Origin of the sequence: Sphingobacterium sp. UBA7631 (assembly GCF_002483935.1) — a bacterium.
GTDB lineage: Bacteria > Bacteroidota > Bacteroidia > Sphingobacteriales > Sphingobacteriaceae > Sphingobacterium > Sphingobacterium multivorum.
This window is the reverse complement of sequence record NZ_DLIX01000004.1, coordinates 387,865-406,883: the sequence shown is the minus strand read 5'-3', so window position 1 is coordinate 406,883 and position 19,019 is coordinate 387,865. Positions and strand designations below refer to the sequence as shown.

Annotated in this window: 11 protein-coding genes; 7 read left to right on the top strand and 4 right to left on the bottom strand. The window is 44.6% G+C overall.

What is annotated here, in order from left to right; all coding sequences use genetic code 11:
• Positions 1-32 precede the first annotated feature (32 nt).
• The 5 genes from B3P16_RS06385 (at position 33) to B3P16_RS06365 (ending at position 8,714) form a co-directional block, all read left to right on the top strand.
• The gene (locus B3P16_RS06385) at positions 33-3,470 is read left to right on the top strand and encodes a TonB-dependent receptor (protein ID WP_286841881.1); all 3,438 of its coding nucleotides are present in this window, start codon (positions 33-35) and stop codon (positions 3,468-3,470) included.
• A gap of 11 nt (positions 3,471-3,481) precedes the next feature.
• The gene (locus B3P16_RS06380) at positions 3,482-5,107 is read left to right on the top strand and encodes a RagB/SusD family nutrient uptake outer membrane protein (RefSeq protein WP_286841879.1); all 1,626 of its coding nucleotides are present in this window, start codon (positions 3,482-3,484) and stop codon (positions 5,105-5,107) included.
• 74 nt (positions 5,108-5,181) lie between these two features.
• Positions 5,182-6,324 carry a SusE domain-containing protein gene (locus B3P16_RS06375; RefSeq protein WP_075993610.1) on the top strand — a complete coding sequence of 381 codons (1,143 nt, stop codon included), beginning with the start codon at positions 5,182-5,184 and terminating at the stop codon, positions 6,322-6,324.
• Between the two features lie 13 nt (positions 6,325-6,337).
• Positions 6,338-7,462, top strand: a complete 1,125-nt coding sequence (locus tag B3P16_RS06370; protein WP_075993609.1) for a glycoside hydrolase family 76 protein — start codon at positions 6,338-6,340, stop codon at positions 7,460-7,462.
• 67 nt (positions 7,463-7,529) lie between these two features.
• A complete protein-coding gene (locus B3P16_RS06365; protein WP_286841877.1) occupies positions 7,530-8,714 on the top strand; it encodes a glycoside hydrolase family 76 protein in 1,185 nt (394 codons plus the stop codon).
• 201 nt (positions 8,715-8,915) lie between these two features.
• On the opposite strand, the gene B3P16_RS06360 is transcribed toward B3P16_RS06365, so the two are convergent.
• Positions 8,916-9,371, bottom strand: a complete 456-nt coding sequence (locus tag B3P16_RS06360; protein ID WP_286841875.1) for a PA2169 family four-helix-bundle protein — start codon at positions 9,369-9,371, stop codon at positions 8,916-8,918.
• A gap of 305 nt (positions 9,372-9,676) precedes the next feature.
• Here B3P16_RS06360 and B3P16_RS06355 point away from each other — a divergent pair, with 305 nt between their 5' ends.
• Both B3P16_RS06355 and B3P16_RS06350 read left to right on the top strand, forming a co-directional pair.
• Positions 9,677-10,660, top strand: coding sequence for a YihY/virulence factor BrkB family protein (locus B3P16_RS06355; protein WP_286841874.1), 984 nt, complete (start codon positions 9,677-9,679; stop codon positions 10,658-10,660).
• Positions 10,661-10,757: 97 nt separating this feature from the next.
• Positions 10,758-10,943: a CsbD family protein gene (locus B3P16_RS06350; RefSeq protein ID WP_046675215.1), complete on the top strand. Its 186-nt coding sequence runs from the start codon at positions 10,758-10,760 to the stop codon at positions 10,941-10,943.
• Between the two features lie 51 nt (positions 10,944-10,994).
• Here B3P16_RS06350 and B3P16_RS06345 read toward each other — a convergent pair whose 3' ends face one another.
• The 3 genes from B3P16_RS06345 to B3P16_RS06335 are packed head-to-tail and all read right to left on the bottom strand — an operon-like array spanning position 10,995 to position 18,994.
• On the bottom strand, positions 10,995-11,258 hold the full coding sequence (locus B3P16_RS06345; RefSeq protein ID WP_286771067.1) for a SemiSWEET transporter: 264 nt from the start codon (positions 11,256-11,258) through the stop codon (positions 10,995-10,997).
• Positions 11,259-11,304: 46 nt separating this feature from the next.
• A complete protein-coding gene (locus tag B3P16_RS06340; RefSeq protein ID WP_286841873.1) occupies positions 11,305-13,635 on the bottom strand; it encodes a BamA/TamA family outer membrane protein in 2,331 nt (776 codons plus the stop codon).
• Entirely contained in the window at positions 13,601-18,994 is a 5,394-nt protein-coding gene (locus tag B3P16_RS06335) for a translocation/assembly module TamB domain-containing protein (protein WP_286841872.1), read from the bottom strand. Before B3P16_RS06335 ends, B3P16_RS06340 begins: the two co-directional genes overlap by 35 nt.
• Positions 18,995-19,019: the final 25 nt, after the last annotated feature.

Below are 19,019 nucleotides of genomic sequence, written 5' to 3'. Positions count from 1 at the left end.
CGACTCGAATACACTGCAAATAAACCTTACAAATGTATCAAAATTATATCAGAAAAAAGGAGATAGCGTATCTGCTATTCCGTAAACTATGGCTTATTATGCGATTGACAACCATAATTATCTTGGTTACTTTTATGCAGGTTAGCGCTACCACCTTTGCACAAAAGGTAACATTAGAATACTCCAACATGAGCCTTAAGAAAATATTTAGGGAACTCAAATCTCAGACGGGATACAATTTTCTGTACACTGAACGGCAGATGGTAAATGCGAAGCCTGTTGACATAAAAGTTAGGGACCGTCAATTGTCGGATGTATTGGACCAGATCTTTAAAGATCAGCCCTTGTCTTACCAGTTGGATAATAAGACTGTGGTCATTTATGATAAGCCAAAAGCTTCCATAACGTCCGTACCGATGGAGTTTACGATGATCCCAAATCAAGTCCCTGTAAAGGGACGTGTGACCAATGAACGTGGCGAACCGCTCGCAAATGTCTCTGTACGGGTCAAAGGAAATGAATCTATAGGTACTACCACCAATAGTGATGGTATGTTTACCCTCACAAATCTCTCACCCAAAGCAACCCTGGTATTTTCCTCTGTTGGTTATGATGCATTGAGCGGAGAACTGTCTTCCCTGCAGACCGATGGATCGGGGCAGCTCAATGTGATCATGAAAAACAGCAACAGTCAGCTCGAAGAAGTTATCGTAATCGGCTATGGTACCACGACACGTCAGCGTGTTGTCGGGGCCGTTGACCAGATCAGTGCGAAGACTTTCGAAAACCGACCTGTAGGCAATGTAACGCAAGCCCTTCAAGGAGCCTCACCCAGTTTGACCATCCAACAGAAAAGCATGGACCCCAATGATAATTCGATGAATATCAATATTCGTGGGATATCTACCATAAACAGTAATGCGCCGCTGGTGGTGATCGACGGAATTATTACAGAAGGCGGAACACTCAATAAGATCAATCCGGATGACATCGAAACAGTGTCGTTATTGAAAGACGCAGGTTCTACGGCTATATACGGTTCGAGGTCTGCAAATGGCGTTATTTTGGTAACCACCAAAAGAGGACGCCAAAACCAGCGGCCTGCGGTGACTGTCGGCACCCAGTGGGGCGTGCAAGAACCTAAGATTTTATTTTCACCGGTTGCAGGATATGAAAATGCGACCCTTCGTAATCTTGCACTGACCAACTCAGGAATGGATCCACAGTTCTCACCGGAGGCTATTGCAGACTTATATGCCCATCAGGATATGGAGCGGTGGAACTTGCCGGAAATCATGAAAAACTCTTTCCAGCAAAAATATAATATCAGTGTGGCCGGAGGCGGCGATAAAAGTTCCTATTTGTTTTCCGGCGGCTTTTACAATCAGCCCAGCAACTTTGTTGGACAGGACTTTGGTATTAAGCGGTACAATTTGCGGAGCAACCTCAGTACAGAGATCGGACGTTTTAAATTGACTTCAATCTTAGCCTATACCCGCAACAACAACATGAGCAATACGGCCGGAAGTGCCATTATCAATGCCTCCCGACTTCCGCCTTATTACTACTATCGCATGCAGGCTGATAATGGAAAATATCTTGTCAACAATGCACTGACAGATCAAAATCCTCTGGCCGAACTGAATGAGGGCGGCTATATTAAAAACGATAACGACTATTTCAATATCAACCTGAATCTCGAAGCAAAACTGTTCGAAGGTTTAAAACTGCGTGGTATCTTCGGAGCGGACATCTATGCAGATCACCGTTTTATCCGTAGAATCCAGGTGCCATTATATTCCAGTCCAGATGCCACGCAAGCACAGGTCTACGTCAATTCAGACCGCAATACCGAAGATTTTAACGAAAAAGCTTCGTTGTTAAACTTTCAGCTGCTTCTGGATTATGATCGAAATTTTGGCAGTCATCATGTATCAGGTCTGTTTGGAGCATCCAACGAATCCTATACACGCCGACAAAACGAACTGAAAATGAAATTTACTGATCCTGTCCTCGGCACACCGACGACAGGGACAGTTATCGATCCCGTGAGTGCCCGTGTGACACCAAATGGGACACTGCAAAATAGTATCAATTCGATCTTCGGTCGTGCCGGATACGACTTTGCAAGTAAGTATTTTGCCGAATTTAGCTTTCGCTACGATGGATCTTCTAAGTTCTCGAAAGCTAATCGCTGGGGCTTCTTTCCTTCGGGATCCCTCGGATGGCGGGCATCCGACGAAGTATTTATGAATTGGTATAAACAACGTGTCGGTAGCCTAAAAATCAGATCTACCTATGGTGTTCTTGGCAATCAGGCCGTAGACGACTATGCGTATTATTTTACCTATGAATCCTATCAGAACAGTTATGGATTTAACAACAAACCTGTTTCTGCTGCGGGATTTAATTATGCCAGCCTGGATCTACGCTGGGAAAAAACCTATAATTTCAATGTTGGCTTGGATGCCACCTTCTTTCATGATAAATTAACGGCCAGTTTCGATTATTTTAAAAAGCGTACAGTTGATATCTTGATGTCGCCTCAAATACCTTCCACATTCGGAACCTCCCTAAAGAACCAGAATTTAGGTGAAATGAACAATGAGGGCTGGGAAATCAACCTTAGCTACCGTGCTACAACAGGCGATTTCCACCATACGATCAATGCGAATATGGGCGATAGTCACAATAAGATTATTGCGATGCCCGGCGATGACCGTATTTCGACAGTCGATAACATTACTAAATTAACGCGTGTTGGGCTACCCTATAATTCCTATTATGGGTACAAGATGGCCGGATTCTTTCAAAATATAACGGATATTGAAACTTCGGCCTTGCCGAGCGGTATTACGGCAGCAGATCTGCGCCCCGGCGATGTAAAGTATGTCGACCGCAATAACGATGGAATTATCGATGCACGGGACCGCTTTGTGTTGGGCAATGGTTTCCCCCGGTTTACATTTGGTCTTACCTATAACCTGAATTATAAAGATTTTGATTTTAGTATGTTCTGGCAAGGGGTAGGCAAGCGCGATATGATGATCCGGGGAGAATTGATCGAACCATTTCATCAGAATTATTCCTATACCATTTATCAGCATCAACTCGATTACTGGACGCCGACCAATATTGATGGGCGCTGGCCACGATTGACTGCAAATGGATCGACAGCATCGACCAACAATTTTGGGAAAGATTCTGATCTCTATCTTTTCAACGGGAAATACGCGCGATTGAAAAATATACAGGTAGGTTATTCGTTGCCAAAAGAAGTGGTGTCGAAATTGGGATTGCAGCGTGTTCGCTTTTTCGTCAATGCCCAAAACCTGCTGACTTTGAGCAAAAACTCCTGGATAGATCCCGAATCCTCCGAATTTGATTCTAACATGGGTGGTTCGGCCAATAGTGCCCGCAATTATCCGACGTTGAAATACTATGGCGGTGGATTAAATATTCAATTCTAACCTTTTATGTAATGAAACTATATAAGATACTTATAGGAGGCTTGAGTTTAATGGCAATTCTCCAATTAACATCCTGTAATAAGTTGGATACGCTGCCAACAGACCGTTTTACCGATGAAAATTTTTGGGACTATCCAGACAATGCCGAAAAAATGGTCAATATGGCCTATAATCAGCTGTATTCAGCAGATCGTATGTGGAATGATGAAGCCCTGAGTGATAATATTTTTGAGGGGCGCTCAAACACAGACCAGCGCGCAATCCGTAATGGAACCGCCGATCCAACACTGGGCCGTTTTGGGGCAGAGTGGTCCGATCTCTATGGTGGTATTAAGACCTGCCATGTCTATCTGGAGAATGTAGAGCGTGTACCCGGAATGGATGCGGCACTCAAAAAACGCCGTATCGCCGAGGTACGCTTTATCCGTGCATTTCTCTATTTTAGACTTGTTAATTTCTATGGCGCTGTGCCTTTCTTCACGAAAGATATCTCACTGGAAGATTCTAAGACTCTTCCTCGGACAGAAAAAGCGACTATCATGGCCTTTATTCATCAAGAGTTGGACCAATGTATGACCGATCTACCGAACAGAGATGCTTTACCCGTAGACGACCGTGGCCGGATTACCAAGGGGGCCGCTTCAGCCTTTCAAGCCCGGGCATACCTCTATGAAAGCAACTGGAATAAAGTAGTGGAGTACTGTGAAAATCTGATGAAAAAACAAACGGAATTTGGCACTTACGCTTTATTCCGCAGTTATCCGGAGTTGTTTACTGCAGCCAATGAATATAATTCAGAGGTTATTCTGGATTATGCCTATGTACCTTTATTAAAAACCTGGAATAAGTTATATGATGCAGCGCCAATCTCTGCACAGGCACGTTTAAACGGTTATGCACCATTACAAAGTCTGGTCGATAACTATTTGACACTGGGCGGAAATACCATTGCCACGGATCCGCAATATAACGACAATAATCCCTATGTCAACCGCGATCCACGTATGGCCGCAACCATCGTTTTTCATGGTGGGCAATGGACTGATTTTGACGGTACAACACGCAAGATCTTTATTAAACCCGGCTCTGGTACAACCGATAAGGAACGGCTCGACGAATATCAGGGTGCAAGTGCCAACGCTTCCGCCACAGGGTATTACGTAAAGAAATACTACGATGTAACAGCAACGGTAAAATACGATGCCGGATTGAACATCATCATGTTTCGGTACGCCGATATCTTATTGATGTATGCAGAAGCAAAAGAAGCACTGGGACAACTCAATGCAACAGTGTGGGATATGACGATCAGACCTATTCGTCAGCGGGCTGGTTTTGAAGCATCAAAAGCACTGGACTTTCCGACTACCGGGGATCTGAAAACAATTGTCCGAAACGAGCGGCGAAGTGAGCTCGCTCTTGAGGGATTGCGTTACTATGATATCATGCGCTGGAAAGCTGGTAAAACCTATTTGGACGGCCAGGTATTGGGTGCTAAATATGGTGGTAACAATAGTAATATCAAACTGGATATCCGCCGATTTGATGAAAGTAGAGATTATCTCTGGTCGATACCACGAACCCAGATCGATCTAAATAAAAATTTATTGCCTAACAATCAGGGCTACTCAAACTAAATTTAATTAAAAAACTAGCGCAAACGGCGCATTAAAAAAATGTACGTTTCGAACCATAAATTAATGATATAAACATGAAATGGTATTTTAAAGTTATAGCAATGGTCGCATTGGCTGCGAGCATCGTTTCCTGTAAAAAAGACGATATGAAATACGCCGACGCAGAGGTGTCGGCTGTTGAGAACCTATATGCCCCTGCAGATGGAAAAGCTGTCAAATTATTAAGCTCCAGTTCCGCCGCGCTCTATTTTGAATGGGAGTCGGCCTTGGTGGCCGACGGTGGGGCAGCGCAATATGAAGTTGTTTTTGATAAGCTCGATGGTGATTTTAGCAAGCCTCTTTATACAGTCACGTCGGATAATAATGGAAACTCAAACGGCGCCAATATTAGTCACAAAATATTGAATCAGGTAGCAACGAAAGCTGGGATCAACCCTGGTGAGAGCGGCGATGTGATCTGGTCCGTATATGCTATCCGTGGAATGAAACGGGTATTGAGCAAAGCAAAGAAAGTGTTGAATATCAAAACACTGGAAGGCTTTGCGGAGATCCCCGATGAATTATTTATCACTGGAGAGGCGACTGAGGGTGGGACGGATGTTGCCGCATCTTTACCTTTTAAATTGGTAGGTAATGGTGAATATGAGATCTTTACAAAATTGGAAGCCGGAAAAAAATACACCTTTACGGATCGCAAGTCTGCTGAGGGGCGTGTTTTCTATTCGGAAGATCAAACCAAAATAAAAGAAGGTGAAACCGGAAGTAACAGCATTGCCAAGACGGCAGTATATCGTATTCGAATTGATTTCAATGTGGCAGCAGTTACTTACACAGAGATCAAAAACATGGGCGTTTATTTTTCTCCATCCGGAGCTGTGGTGTTGGATCTACCTTATCAAGGTAAGGGAATTTGGTCTGCAACAGGTATCATCAATTTTAAACAGGAAAGTTGGGGCCGTGACCAACGTTATAAGTTCCAAATGGAAACCGTCAAGGCCGGAAAGGCTGAGACCTTACAGCTGGGAACTCAAAACGGGACGGACAGTCCTCCCAATAGTTCATCAGCTCCTTCTTATTATTTCGTCCGAATATTGCCCAATCTTTCACAGTGGGACGATAAATGGAAATTTGCGGATGCAGTAGACGGCCATCCAACAAAAATATCGATGATTTTACAAGGCGACAAAGACTATACGCATACTGTCGTACCAAATTAAAGGAGGAGACCCCATGAATAAAATGATTATACTGTCATCCCTATTGTTTCTACTCTTAGGATGCACCAAGATTGAGGACAGCTACCCCTATGACGACACTGTACAGGAAAGCTGGACAACTATTGCAACGCAGGTTTCCGATAAGATGATTGCCGGATTCTGGAATGAGTCCGGGTATTTTAACAATGCGATCAATCAATCCGATCTGGGATTTCAATATTGGCCCAATGCACATGCGATGGATGTTGTTATCGATGCCTATCTACGAACGAAGGACAGCAGATATAGTGCCTATTTCAGCAAATGGTTTGAAGGTGTGAAGATCAAAAATGGCAATACCTATTATAACGTATTCTATGATGACATGGAATGGAATGCACTGACCATATTGCGCTTATATGAAATTACCAAGGATCAAAAGTACCTCGACACGGTATTACTTTTATGGACAGATATTGCTGGCGCATGGGATGAGCAATATGCAGGCGGTGGATTGGCTTGGAAGAAAGATATGCGCTATAGCAAAAATGCTTGCTCGAATGGGCCAGCTAGTATTCTGGCAGCTAGACTATATCGTTTGACAAAAGATGAAAACTATCTGACCTGGGCCAAGAAGATCTACGAATGGCAAAAAGCAACACTGTACAATCCGTCAACGGGCGCTGTTTATGACAATATTAATGGTCAGACAGGTAATGTGGATATGACAACACTGACTTATAATCAGGGTACGTTCCTTGGTACCGCAGTGGAGCTTTTTAAGATTACTAAAGATCAGCTTTATCTGGTTGATGCGCAAAAAATTAGTTATTACACAATCACACGTTGTATCGATGGCGGGAATAATATTTTGCGCGACGAGGGAAGCGGTGACGGCGCATTGTTTAAAGGGATATTTATACGATATTTTGTAGACTATTTAAATCAGGAAGGAATTGATGCAGCCTACCGCAGTAAGTTTGAGAAATTTTTGGTCAATAATGGTAAAATTGCCTGGACTAAGGGAACAAGTCTACCGACGCTGTTCTTTGGTCCATCCTGGGCGCAGCCACCTATTGGCAACAGTGAAATTACTGCCTATGCAAGTGCTGCGATGCTTTTTGAAGGATTAGCAAGCTATGAAAATAAATTAAAATAATGGAATGAACACAAAGAAGCCTTCGTGACCCAAAAGGTTTCGACGGCTTCTTAATATACATATGCTGATGAGACAAATCACTAAGATAACGACAACTGTGCTGCTGTCGGGTTTATGCTATTTAACAGGCTATGGGCAATTCAATAAAGGACAGTCTGCCGAACGTGCCCAGAGAACGTTAGCTATTATTTACGCTAAGTATGGAAATACCAAAAATCAACTGTTGACTGAGAAATATCCCTTCGACGAAACCTTTAAAGCGGACTATCTTGATAATCCCGAACAGGCAGCCGGGCAAAAGAAATATGCTTACCTATGGCCCTTCTCGGGGAGCTTTTCCGCTGTAAACACATTGATGGAACTACCAAAGAACAAAGCGCTTTACCAAAAGATCCTGGACCAACGCGTGCTGCCAGGATTAATGGAATATAGGGATCATTCCAGAGAGCCCGTTGGTTATGCTTCCTATATCAATTCTGCTCCGCCATCAGACCGGTTTTATGATGATAACGTCTGGTTGGGTATTGACTTTGCCGATAGTTATCTGCAGACAAAAAAGGTCGATTATCTTAAGCATGCGAAAGAGATCTGGGCTTTTGTAAAAAGTGGTGCGGATGACAAGCTCGGTGGTGGAATCTATTGGTGTGAACAGAAAAAAGAATCTAAAAATACCTGTTCCAATGCTCCTGCGGCAGTATTTGCACTAAAGCTGTTTGAAGCTACTAAAGAGGGAGACTATCTGAATGAAGCGCGACAACTCTATGCGTGGACAAAGGCAGGTCTGCAAGACCCAACGGATAAACTCTATTGGGATAATATTCAGCTCAATGGAAATATTGGTAAGGCCAAGTATTCCTATAATTCCGGACAGATGTTGCAAGCAGCAGCGTTGCTTTACAAGCTTACCAAGGAAAAAAAATATCTGATTGATGCCCAAGACCTGGCAAAAGCTTGTTTAGCGTATTTTTTTCAGACCACGGACCAAGATACTTTTCCAATGTTAAAGAATAGTAACTTATGGTTCCATGCTGTAATGATGAGGGGATATATCAGTTTATTTGAACAGGACGGAAATAGAAAGTATCTGGACATTTTTGCGAAAAACCTAGACCGCGCATGGAATAAAATGAGGGATCACGACGGGCTGTTTGATGTCGACTGGACTTTGGAGAAAAAGCAAAAATCCAAGTGGCTGTTAGATCAATGTGCTTTTGTGGAGATGTACGGACGCTTGGCGCGACTAGGATATTAATGTAGTAATTTGCTGACGACAATAGGGGTGAGCTAGCGCTGCTCAGACGGATATTTTGAGAAATTTTTAAAACATTCTTACACTGACAGTGTTTTTTTTGATACCTTAGGCAAGTTAGATTATTGTGTTTTATAGGCTAGGTTTTAGTTTCCTAGCCTATTTTTTATTAGTTTCTTCGAAATTTACCCATCAATTCAGAATTTAAATGCCGCACAGGATTTTAATATTTTCGTGGGCTTCGCGCTGCTGGCTGAGCTGAATCTGGATTAGGTTTTTGGCCCCAATAGACAGCTTGTTTTCCTCCGCAAGTGCTTTCTCATAAACTTCACTGAAAGCCGCCTCACCCCGTTCACATTGCTCCAACAAAGACTGCATCTTACCACCCGATAGTTTTGATCTGATCACCATCCAAAGCCGGAAAAGTTCGCCGCTCAGTTTTGTCCGGTCCGTGGCGTATTGACCGGCAAGCTCAACCAGCGGACTGAGTTCAGCAATAAATTTTTCAGACTGCGCAGCGAGCTGGTTAAAAACAGCCTCCCGGGCACCTTCGCCCTGCTCGTTGGCCAGATCAACAGCTAGCTTGTATCCTTCGATGCGGTCATTATTGATTTTAATAAGGTCATTTAAAATATTCGGGTCGTTCTGATTACTTTTCATCTTTTCGTTATACTATTTTTAATCTTGTGTGCTGTTTAAATCTTATATGCTGTTTGTAGAGGAACAAGGAAGATTAATCATTAGTTTGTCTTTATTTCTTTTATGATAATTATAGCGGCTTACTGCTTGATTTTGAGTGGACTTATTTCGTGTTTCCTCGCATAGGCTATGTTGCTGACCAGACGGAAAACGTATAACGTAGACTTTATTTTCCTAAAAAAACAAACGTTCTGTCCTATTTAAGAGTTTCTTTCTTAGAAAACAAGATAGATTTTGAACAATAACGATTAAAAAACACGACAGCAATGGATGTAAAAAAGGAAAAGACAAGCAAGCTACAAACCTATTGGACCATACTGAAAAATACGGTATCGGGATTTATCAATGAAGACTCCATGAAATACAGTGCTTCATTATCCTATTATACCGTTTTTTCCATTGGCCCCATTTTAGTTTTAATGATCGCACTGGCCGGTATATTTTATGGTGCCGAAGCCATTCAGGGAAAGGTTTTTACCGAATTGAATGGTTTGGTGGGCAATAGTGCCGCCAAACAGATTGAAGAGGTCATTCAGAACCTCCAGCTGTCGGGCAAATCCAATATGGCGCTGGTGATCAGTATAGTGACGCTGATTATTGGAGCAACCACGGTTTTTGGCGATATGCAAAACTCCATCAATAAAATATGGCATGTACGCCCAAAACCAAAAAAGGGTTGGTTAAAACTAATTCAGGACCGGTTGCTATCGTCTTCGCTCGTAATCGGCCTGGGCTTTCTGTTGGTGGTCACCTTGATCGTCAACGGCATTATTTTGGCCCTAACCGGGCAGCTGCAGCGCTATTTCCCAGAAATAACAGTCGTGCTGATGAACGTCATTAATTTTGTCATTTCCTTTGTGGTTATTGTCATCCTTTTTAGCGTAATCTTTAAAACCTTGCCCGATGTCAATATTGAATGGAAAACTGTTCGGGCGGGCGCGCTATTTACGGCTATATTATTTGTGATTGGCCGTTACCTGATCGGCATCTACCTCGAACGTTCGGCCACGCAGGATACCTATGGAGCGGCAGGTTCCTTTGTACTTATTTTGCTTTGGGTATATTATACTGCAGCGATTCTTTATTTCGGTGCGATTTTTACGCGGGAGTATGCTACGGAAATGGAAATACCAATTGAACCGTCTGAATTCGCAGTCCATGTGGAGACGCAGGAAATCGAGCGGAACGTGGATGAAATACCGCCGGCACCATTGGATCTCGAAGAAACGACCATTGATAAAACGGAGTAAGTCGCCGTGAACATTTTTTAACATTTGATAACAATTTTTTTTAAACGATTCCAGCTGCAGGATGTTCTATCTATAAAAAACGAAAGGAAAAAATATTATGAGCGAATTAACTTGGAAAGGTCGTTGGAACGAAATTAAAGGTAAGGTAAAACAGCAATACGCTGACCTTACAGATGATGATTTACTATATGCAGAAGGCAAAGAAGATGAGTTGGTAGGTAAACTTCAAAAGAAAACAGGTAAAACACAAGATGAGGTGAATAGCTGGTTGAACGGTTTGTAGAATAGTGTTTTCAGGTTAAAGGCGGATAGCAGTAATGTTATCCGCCTTTTTTTATGCCTTTTTTCTGTAAATCAGATAGCTGCCTAACAGACACAGGTTTACGAGAACAGCAAAGCTGTTTGAATAGATAATGGGCGCCTCGCTTTTCATTACCCCGTACCACACCCATAGGGCAAGTCCTATGATTAAGGTTAACAGCATAACAGGAGAAAGGTCATCCACATTCTTTTCTTTCAATACCTTGATCAGCTGCGGCAGCATCGAAATGGAGGTTAGGATCCCCGCAATAATTCCCAATAAGTTTTCGTTGATCATAAGAGAAATAGCTGTTTAATTGTATCATGCATTTTGCTCAAATCGGCTAAAATGGATAACCGATCGCGAGATTAAACATCAAATTGTCTTTCCGCCATCTTGAACTTCCAAAGTCGATATCTTTCAGTACCCAGCGCTCGCCTTCCGGTAAATAAGGAATGCGGAACGGGATGGAAAAGTCGGTACGCAGGATCAGAAAGGTAAAGTCAAAGCGTAGCCCCAGGCCACCGCCCACGGCAAGCTCCTTGAGGAAATCCTTGCTGAATTTGCCCCCGGGCTTATTCTCATCCTCACGTTGCAGCCACACATTACCGGCATCAATAAAGGCAGCCCAATGGACAGGACCAGCTATTTTGGCTCGGTACTCGGTATTCAGCTCCAGCTTGATGTCGCCCGTCTGATCGGCATAAAAAAGTCCATTTCCGAGGCGCTCGGGTGCCACCGTACCTGGTCCGATCGCACGTGCGCCAAAGGCACGGATGCTGTTCGGTCCACCCACATAATATTGCTTCAGATAGGGGAGGGAGCGCGAATTGCCGTACGAGTAGCTCATCCCGATGCTCACCCGGGAAGCAAGTTGTGAATTTTCGCTGAGCTTGAAATAATGCCTGCCATCAACACTGGCTTTGATATACTGCGAGAAGTAGGCGTCAAAGAGTTTAAACGTCTTCCCCTTGTTAAAATCTGCACCTTTGATCAATCCCAGAATATTGCCCGACAGGTCCAGATTGCCCTTAAAATAAAAGGTATTCTGCAGATGCTTTTTCATGGTATTCTGAAAGGTGAAATTATAATTGGGCCCTATCGTGAATTGGGGATCGATCACATGCCGCAACGCCGGAATGGTATCCATTTGCATTTTGTAGCTTTCCGAAATACCTCTCGGCTGTACATAGGTGATTTCCATTAACGCCAGATCATGCTGTTTCTCTTCGTTCTCTTGCCAGGTATAACCGTAGCTCAGCGCCATGGAATTGAGGGTATAGGTTTTTCGCCGGTTTAAAAATTCATAGCGTGCCTTGATATAGGTGTTCGGAATAAATTGGCGCGAAGGATTGATGGTACCAAATGGCGTCAATATCCTCGGAAAGGTTAAGGTGGCCTCGGTACCGTACCGGAAATAGCTGGAGTTCAGGTCGGCATTGCCTCCCGTCTGCAGTTCGTAGCCGCCAAATAAATTGATATTGAGCTTTTCGGCTCCTTTAAAAGCATTCCGTAAGGTCCAGTTAACATTCACTTCCGTACCGTTGTAGACGGAAGCCATCTTGCCCAGCAGCTCTACCCGAATGGATTTCTTGGGCAGGGGGGTAAGGTAATAGTACACATCCAGTGCGTTGGGCACTTCCTTGCTGTCCACAAAGTTATTTTTGACAAATTTCCAGCTATTCAGGTTTACCAGATGGCTGATCGTCCGGTTGTGGGCATCGCGGTTGTACAGGTCGCCCTGCTTGAAAAAGATGTGATTGGCAATAACAGGTTTGCGAAAGCTGTGTTTTGGATCGATAAAATAATAACTGCTATCAAAGGGCTCGGCATTCCGGGCCGACCGCTGGTAGCCTGCCCCGGTCTCCGTATAGTTGGGGTAGATATAAATCTTGTTGATTTTGGACGGTACCCGGGCCTGCTCAGGGGCTTCTTTTTTTACCGTGACATACAGATTCACCTTATGGTTGCCGATGGTGCTATCGACCTGCACCAGGATATAGTCGGGGCTAAAATAATAGTAGCCCTTATTTTTAAGGACATTGTCTATCCGGTCCCGTTCGTTGAGTACTACATCCAAGCTATAGTTGTTGTTTGGTCGTAGCAGGCTCTCACCGGAAGTTCCCTGAATATCGCGGCCGAGCTGGGTCGTGCTGTCCACATCAAAGGTGACCGATTTAATGCGGTAGATCAGATTGGGCTTGGCGGTATAGTCTACCGTTGCTTTTTTATTTTCAACGGTGGTATCAGAGGTTACTTCGGCATTGAAAAATCCGATATTCTCCAGTCGGTTGCGCAGCAGATTTTCATTGTACTCCCGGTTTACATCGCTCAGCAGTACGGGTTCCTCACCAATTTTTTTGAGAAAACGTTTTATAAAGTTGCTATGGGCGGTATCGCCGGCCATATTGTTAAAATAAAGCTTATAGGGCATGCCCAGCACCCGCTTATTGGGTTTGGGGCGCAGCGATTCGGCCAGGTAGGCCGCTAGCTTCTCCTTGTTTTTTTTTGAAATGGTATCGGATGCGATGTTCACATTCCCCTTCACATAAAGGCTCTCGCCTTCGGGCAGGTTTTTGGTCGACGAACAGGCCGCAATGATGCCGCTTATTATAAATAGGCCAATCAGACCCTGTAGTTTAATTTGCATGGTAAGCCCTTTCCTCGTCTTCATTTTTAATTGCTGTAGTTTTGATCGTGTCTAACTGCTTCGGAGCATTATTTTTCCCTTTGCTGTTTGCTGTGCTGTCCAGCTGTTGGCGGCGCTGCTGTTCTTTTTCCTGTTCTTCCATGCGTTTGCGGTATTCGGGACTATGGAGCATCAGGCTGTCGCGGATGACGGTGCGGACGCTGTCCCGATAAGCCGAATCCTGCTCCATACGATCGACATCAAAACGTTTCCTAAACTTCTTGCTGCCTGTATTGTAATATTCCTTGAGTTTTTTGGAGCGCATAAAGATCTCCTTAAATCGGTTGTAATCCATGGTAATGATAAAGCCGATACCCGTTTCAACAAACTGCCCCTGCAAGGTGACCTGGTATTGGTTTTTGCGGTAGAAGCGCGCAAAGTAGCGCCCATCTTGTGAAAGTTGATAATCCAGCTGTATATCACCGGCAATATTATTGGCCGCCTCACCAGGGCGTGAATTTCCCTCGACTTCAAAATTGGATCCAATATTGACTTTCAGTCGGTCGTTGAGCAGCATTTTGGATACCCCGATGTTTAGGTCGGTACGCGTCTGGGCGGTGCCAGTGCTGTAGTCGTCTGCTGAGGTCAGGTTGAAATCAAGTTCCACGCCGGTAATTAAATCGGAGGCCAGGCGGTTGAGCTGCGAACTCAAAAACGAACTGACGCTATTGCGTACCAGTGCTTCTGTACCACCGCCACCGGAAAGGCTTTCAAATGGATTGGCCGACATAAAACGCCCCAGCACTATCAGTGAAAAGACTTGTTTATTGAGGTCGGAAGGATTATCGCGTAAGGTCGTCAGGGCATTGTCTACCTTACTGATCACATCCTGCGATACGATGGCATTGTTGGCATTCAGGTCGATGTCAAAATTGAGCTGTGGCTGAAATAGTTGGTCTGAAATTTTCAGTAGCACGTCAAAAGGTATCTTTTGCTTATATAAGTTAGCGTTCTGTGTTCCAAGCTGTGGCGCTACCAGTTCTAGCGTAGGGGCTTTTAAGGTATATACTGCCGTAATATTTAACTGCGCGTCCAATGGATCGCCATTCCAGGTAATTGTACTTCCTTTCTGAAATTTGAAGTCTCTGCTGACGGGGCCAAAACTGAACGAATAACTTCCCCGCTCCACGGTAAAAGTGCCCGACATGGTTATTTTACCGCTGGCATCTACGCCGGCATTTAATTCGGCCTCGCCCTGAATGTTTAGGGCATCCTGCGAGCCTGCATCGAGCAGAATCTTAAACTTAGCATCCTTATCGGTCTGCAGGTTCAGGTCGACATCTATGCCCGTCAGTTTGGTGACGGTCATGGAATCTAATCGGGCAAGGGCATTTGCGGTGGCCGTATCGCGTTTGTCCACAAATTCGACCACACCCTTCCGATCGGCCATACCGGGATCATTGTTGGGCATTACCATTGTAAAATCGGTACTGTCGAGTACTTTGATGGTACCGTCCACAACAGGCTTGTCCAGATTACCGCCTACATGCAGGTCGGTACCCAGAAACATTTTTCCATAAAATAAGTCGTTATCGGACTGAGTGGAATTGAGTACTTCAAAATTGTCCATCGCAATATCGAGGTCAAAATCAAAGGCGGTGTAGGTCTGTGTATTGACAGCACCGCTCACCTGCGCCCGATTACCTTTGCTATCTTCGAGTTCAAATTTGGGGAACGATATTCCATTTTGGTCAAAACGGATCTGTTCGTCTTTTGCTTTGAACAGGGCATTGAGCATGGCTACATTAAATTCGGCTTCCCTGAAATTGAGGTCGCCCATGATCTGTGGTTTCGAAGGAGATCCCTTTATTTTTAGCTGACCTTCGAGGTTGCCCTTTGCGTCTTTGAGGTTGCCCATGCTGAAGGCCTGTACGGTCTTCATGGTCAGTGGCGCAATATCCAGGGTGAAGTCCAGTGTTGCGTCGCCTTGTGGCGGATTGATGAAATCGCCGCTCAGGACGAGGTTATTTCCGTTCTCGGTGATGCTCACGTTGGCATTGTAGGTGTTTTCGCGTTCATTATTGACTTTGATATTGACATTGCCCACGGTATCTTTTCCGAAGTAAAACTTGTCGACGACAAGATCGGCAACAAAAACAGGACTGCTTTCCAGTCGGGAGAGGGTGGTTTGTCCGTTGATGCCGCCGCCGACATCCATGCTGTCACTCATGACCATCTTGCTCAGGGTCTCGATGCGGAAATTTTTAAAAGCCACATCAATTGGTGAGTTCAGGATGCTGTCCTGTGAAGCGATGCGCAGTTCCTGTCCCTTGTTGCTGAGGACAAAATTGTTTGCCAGCAAGCCGGCGCTGCCAAATTTTAAGCGGTTGCTGGGCGCTACCTCCCACTTATCGTAGTTGAGCATGAGGCCGTCCTGTAGGAGGCTGAATTCAAATAGGCCATTTTTGGCCTCCATGTTGGCGCCCAGGTGGTATTGTTCTTTGTCCTGTTTATCCTTGATCCAAAGCCCCATGTTGACGATGTTCTGAGCAACCTTACCACTGAAAACCGTATTGGTCAGCTCAATGCTGCTCATTTTAACTTTGTTGATTAAGGCCGAATAATAGAGCGCACTATCCAGACTGTTGATATCCAGGGTCACATTGTCAATCGCTGTACCCGCATACACAATGCGTGGAGCATCCAGTTTGGCCGAGAGGTTTTTGGAGGTACTATTGAAGAGACCGTCCAAGGTAATGGCTTTCATTTCTGTCAGCTGTGGCAGCAAATCCTGAATCAGTCTATTGCGGGTCAGCTGTGCCGAAAATTCGATCACCTGCGGCGAATAGGCCGGAATCTTGACGGGCTTTTCGGGTTTGTAATAAACCTGAAGCAAATCTTGGACGGCACTTTGCAGCTCCAGAATTTTGTATTTGCCGACCAGGTGGGCATTCAGAAAATCAGAACGCAGCACCAGCTGATTGCGGCTGGTATCGGCCTTGGCCAAGAGTGAGACAGTATCCAGTGCGTAACGATCGGAGTTATATTGGATCAACGAATTGGTAATATGGGCTTCACCATTCAAAAAGTTCGGATCTGCCGTGCTGAAGTTACCGCTCAGTTTACCCCGGTAGCTGAGCGCATCCTGCATCAGGTGTAGCTTTTGGAAGTTGATGCTGTCGACCAGCAGTTCGAATGCTACTTTGGGATAAGTCGATTTCATATTGGCGCTGGCATTTAGCTTAAGTTTGATATTCGGATCGGGGCTCAGAATGGATGCCTTCATCGCACCTTTATCGGCCGATATATCCATGTCGATATCATGGTAGCGGTAGCCCATCGCATCCAGTCGGTTCACTTTACCGTCAAAATTGGCCATCAGTTTTTTAGGGTCGGTACCCCTGCCTTTGATTTTCCCTTCGAAAGAAAGGATGCCCAGGGTACTGTCCATTTTCATGATTTGACCAATATTGAGGTCGCGAACGCTGACTGCCGCATCGTATAGGGTATCACGCTTGGTCATTTGGACCGTTCCATTAACCTTGGCTGTGCCTTTTTCGGTTACCAATGCGAGGTTGGTCTTGAAGGCAGTCATTCCACCATTAAAAGTTCCGCTCAGACCGATGGTATTGGGTAATTCGATTCCGGCAGGCAGCATCGATTTAGAAACCAGTTTTTCGATATCCGAACGGCCGGTCGTCAGTTTTTTCAGGTTGAGGTCTACCGACAATTTATTCATATCGGGTAGTCCTTTCAGATGCAGGCTGGCAATCAATCGGGTATTGGAAAGTGTCCTGAAATCGATATTCGGAATATGCAGATCATCGACACGGCCGGCCACGCGGGTGTCGATATAAAATTTCTTGTCGAGCAGGGGCTTCATCACCTGCATGGTGTCCAGGAAGGGCGCGAGAAATCGGATATCGCGCATATCGATATAGCTTTTTGTGATGTTGGCATTGACCGTGATCAATTCTGGTCTTTTGGCGATGATATCCAGGGAAGGATAACTTAGCTTAACGTAATCGCGAATCAGGGTGCGTGGTGTTTCGGCATAGAGATTTTTGATTTCGGCACCGGTATTGGTATACTTAAAATCGGCCTTTAATTGCTTGATGACAAAGCCGGAGTGGTCGGCTGCGACGAGTTCTTTCAATGATCCACTCATGGAGTCGGCGCTGTAATATAGATCGGTTAACGTGGTTTTAAGACCGGGCATGTGGATATTAAAGTAATCGAAGCCTTTGATGCGCGGCTGATTGTCGTCTTTAAAACGGATACTGGTATTGTTGATGATGATGTCTTTTGCGGAAACTACCCAATTCATTTTTGTGGCCGAACTGGTATCTGTTTTTGCAGGGTCGTTCTTTTCTGCCTGGGCGTTCGATTTCTTAGTTTTTGCTTCCTTGTTTTCTGCGTTGGTTGTTGTCGCGTCTGCTCTCGCTGCGTTGGTTTTTGTCACGTTGGCCACAGCCCGTTGAATTTTTCCGAGCAGGACATTGTTATCCGAGCCGTCGAGATCGAGCTTTTGGATGTCGACAACCTGTTTGTTCAGATCGATCTTATTGATGTCGGCATGGAATCTTTTTAGGACAAACTGTGACTTCAGTGCACTGGACTGATCCTCATAGCGGACCAAAATATTATTGAGGTCGGCCACCTGAATACCTACATCGGGGAGTAGCGAAGTCGTCTGTGCCGTTTTATCGGTGATACCAAAATCTTCTACCGATGGGGCTGCGCCTTCTACGGCGGGCTTCCACTGCTTGACCGTGGCATTAAGTCCGTCGATGTTGATTTTAGGTAGCTCAAAGGCCATGTTTTTGGTCAGGTCAAATTTCTTTATGTTGGTATTTAAACGACCGAGATAGACGTCGGCACTGGTGCCGATCACAGCATCGGCATAAACCACATGTATTTTTTCAAACTGTATTTTATCGAGGTTAAACAGCAGGGCAGAAGTTGTGTCGGCGGTAGGTTCACTTTCTTTTTCAGAAGCAAAGGCTTTAACTATATAATCAAAGTTGAAGGCGCTGTCGGGAAGGGTACGTCGTATTTTGGCGGTAATTCCGTGGGCTTCCAGGCTTTGGATCTCTACCGTATTTTTCAAAAGCTTGAGCATATTGATATCGACGGCAATGCTTTTTCCCGCAACCAGGGTATCCTTACTTTGGTCTTCGACGTAAATGTTTTCGAGGACCAATTTTTTGGGGAAATCAATATTGATGTAACCGATGCTAACGGGCGTGCCGATCTTGCCTTCGACATAATGCGTTACTTTTCCGGCGATATAATTTTGTATACTGGGCAGGCGCAATAGAAAAAGGATCAGCATAAAAAGCGCAATGATGCCGCCAATAATCCACAGTATTGTTTTTAAAGCAATTCGTGTAAATCTGTTCAAGGTGTTTTTCGATTTAAGTTTCCAT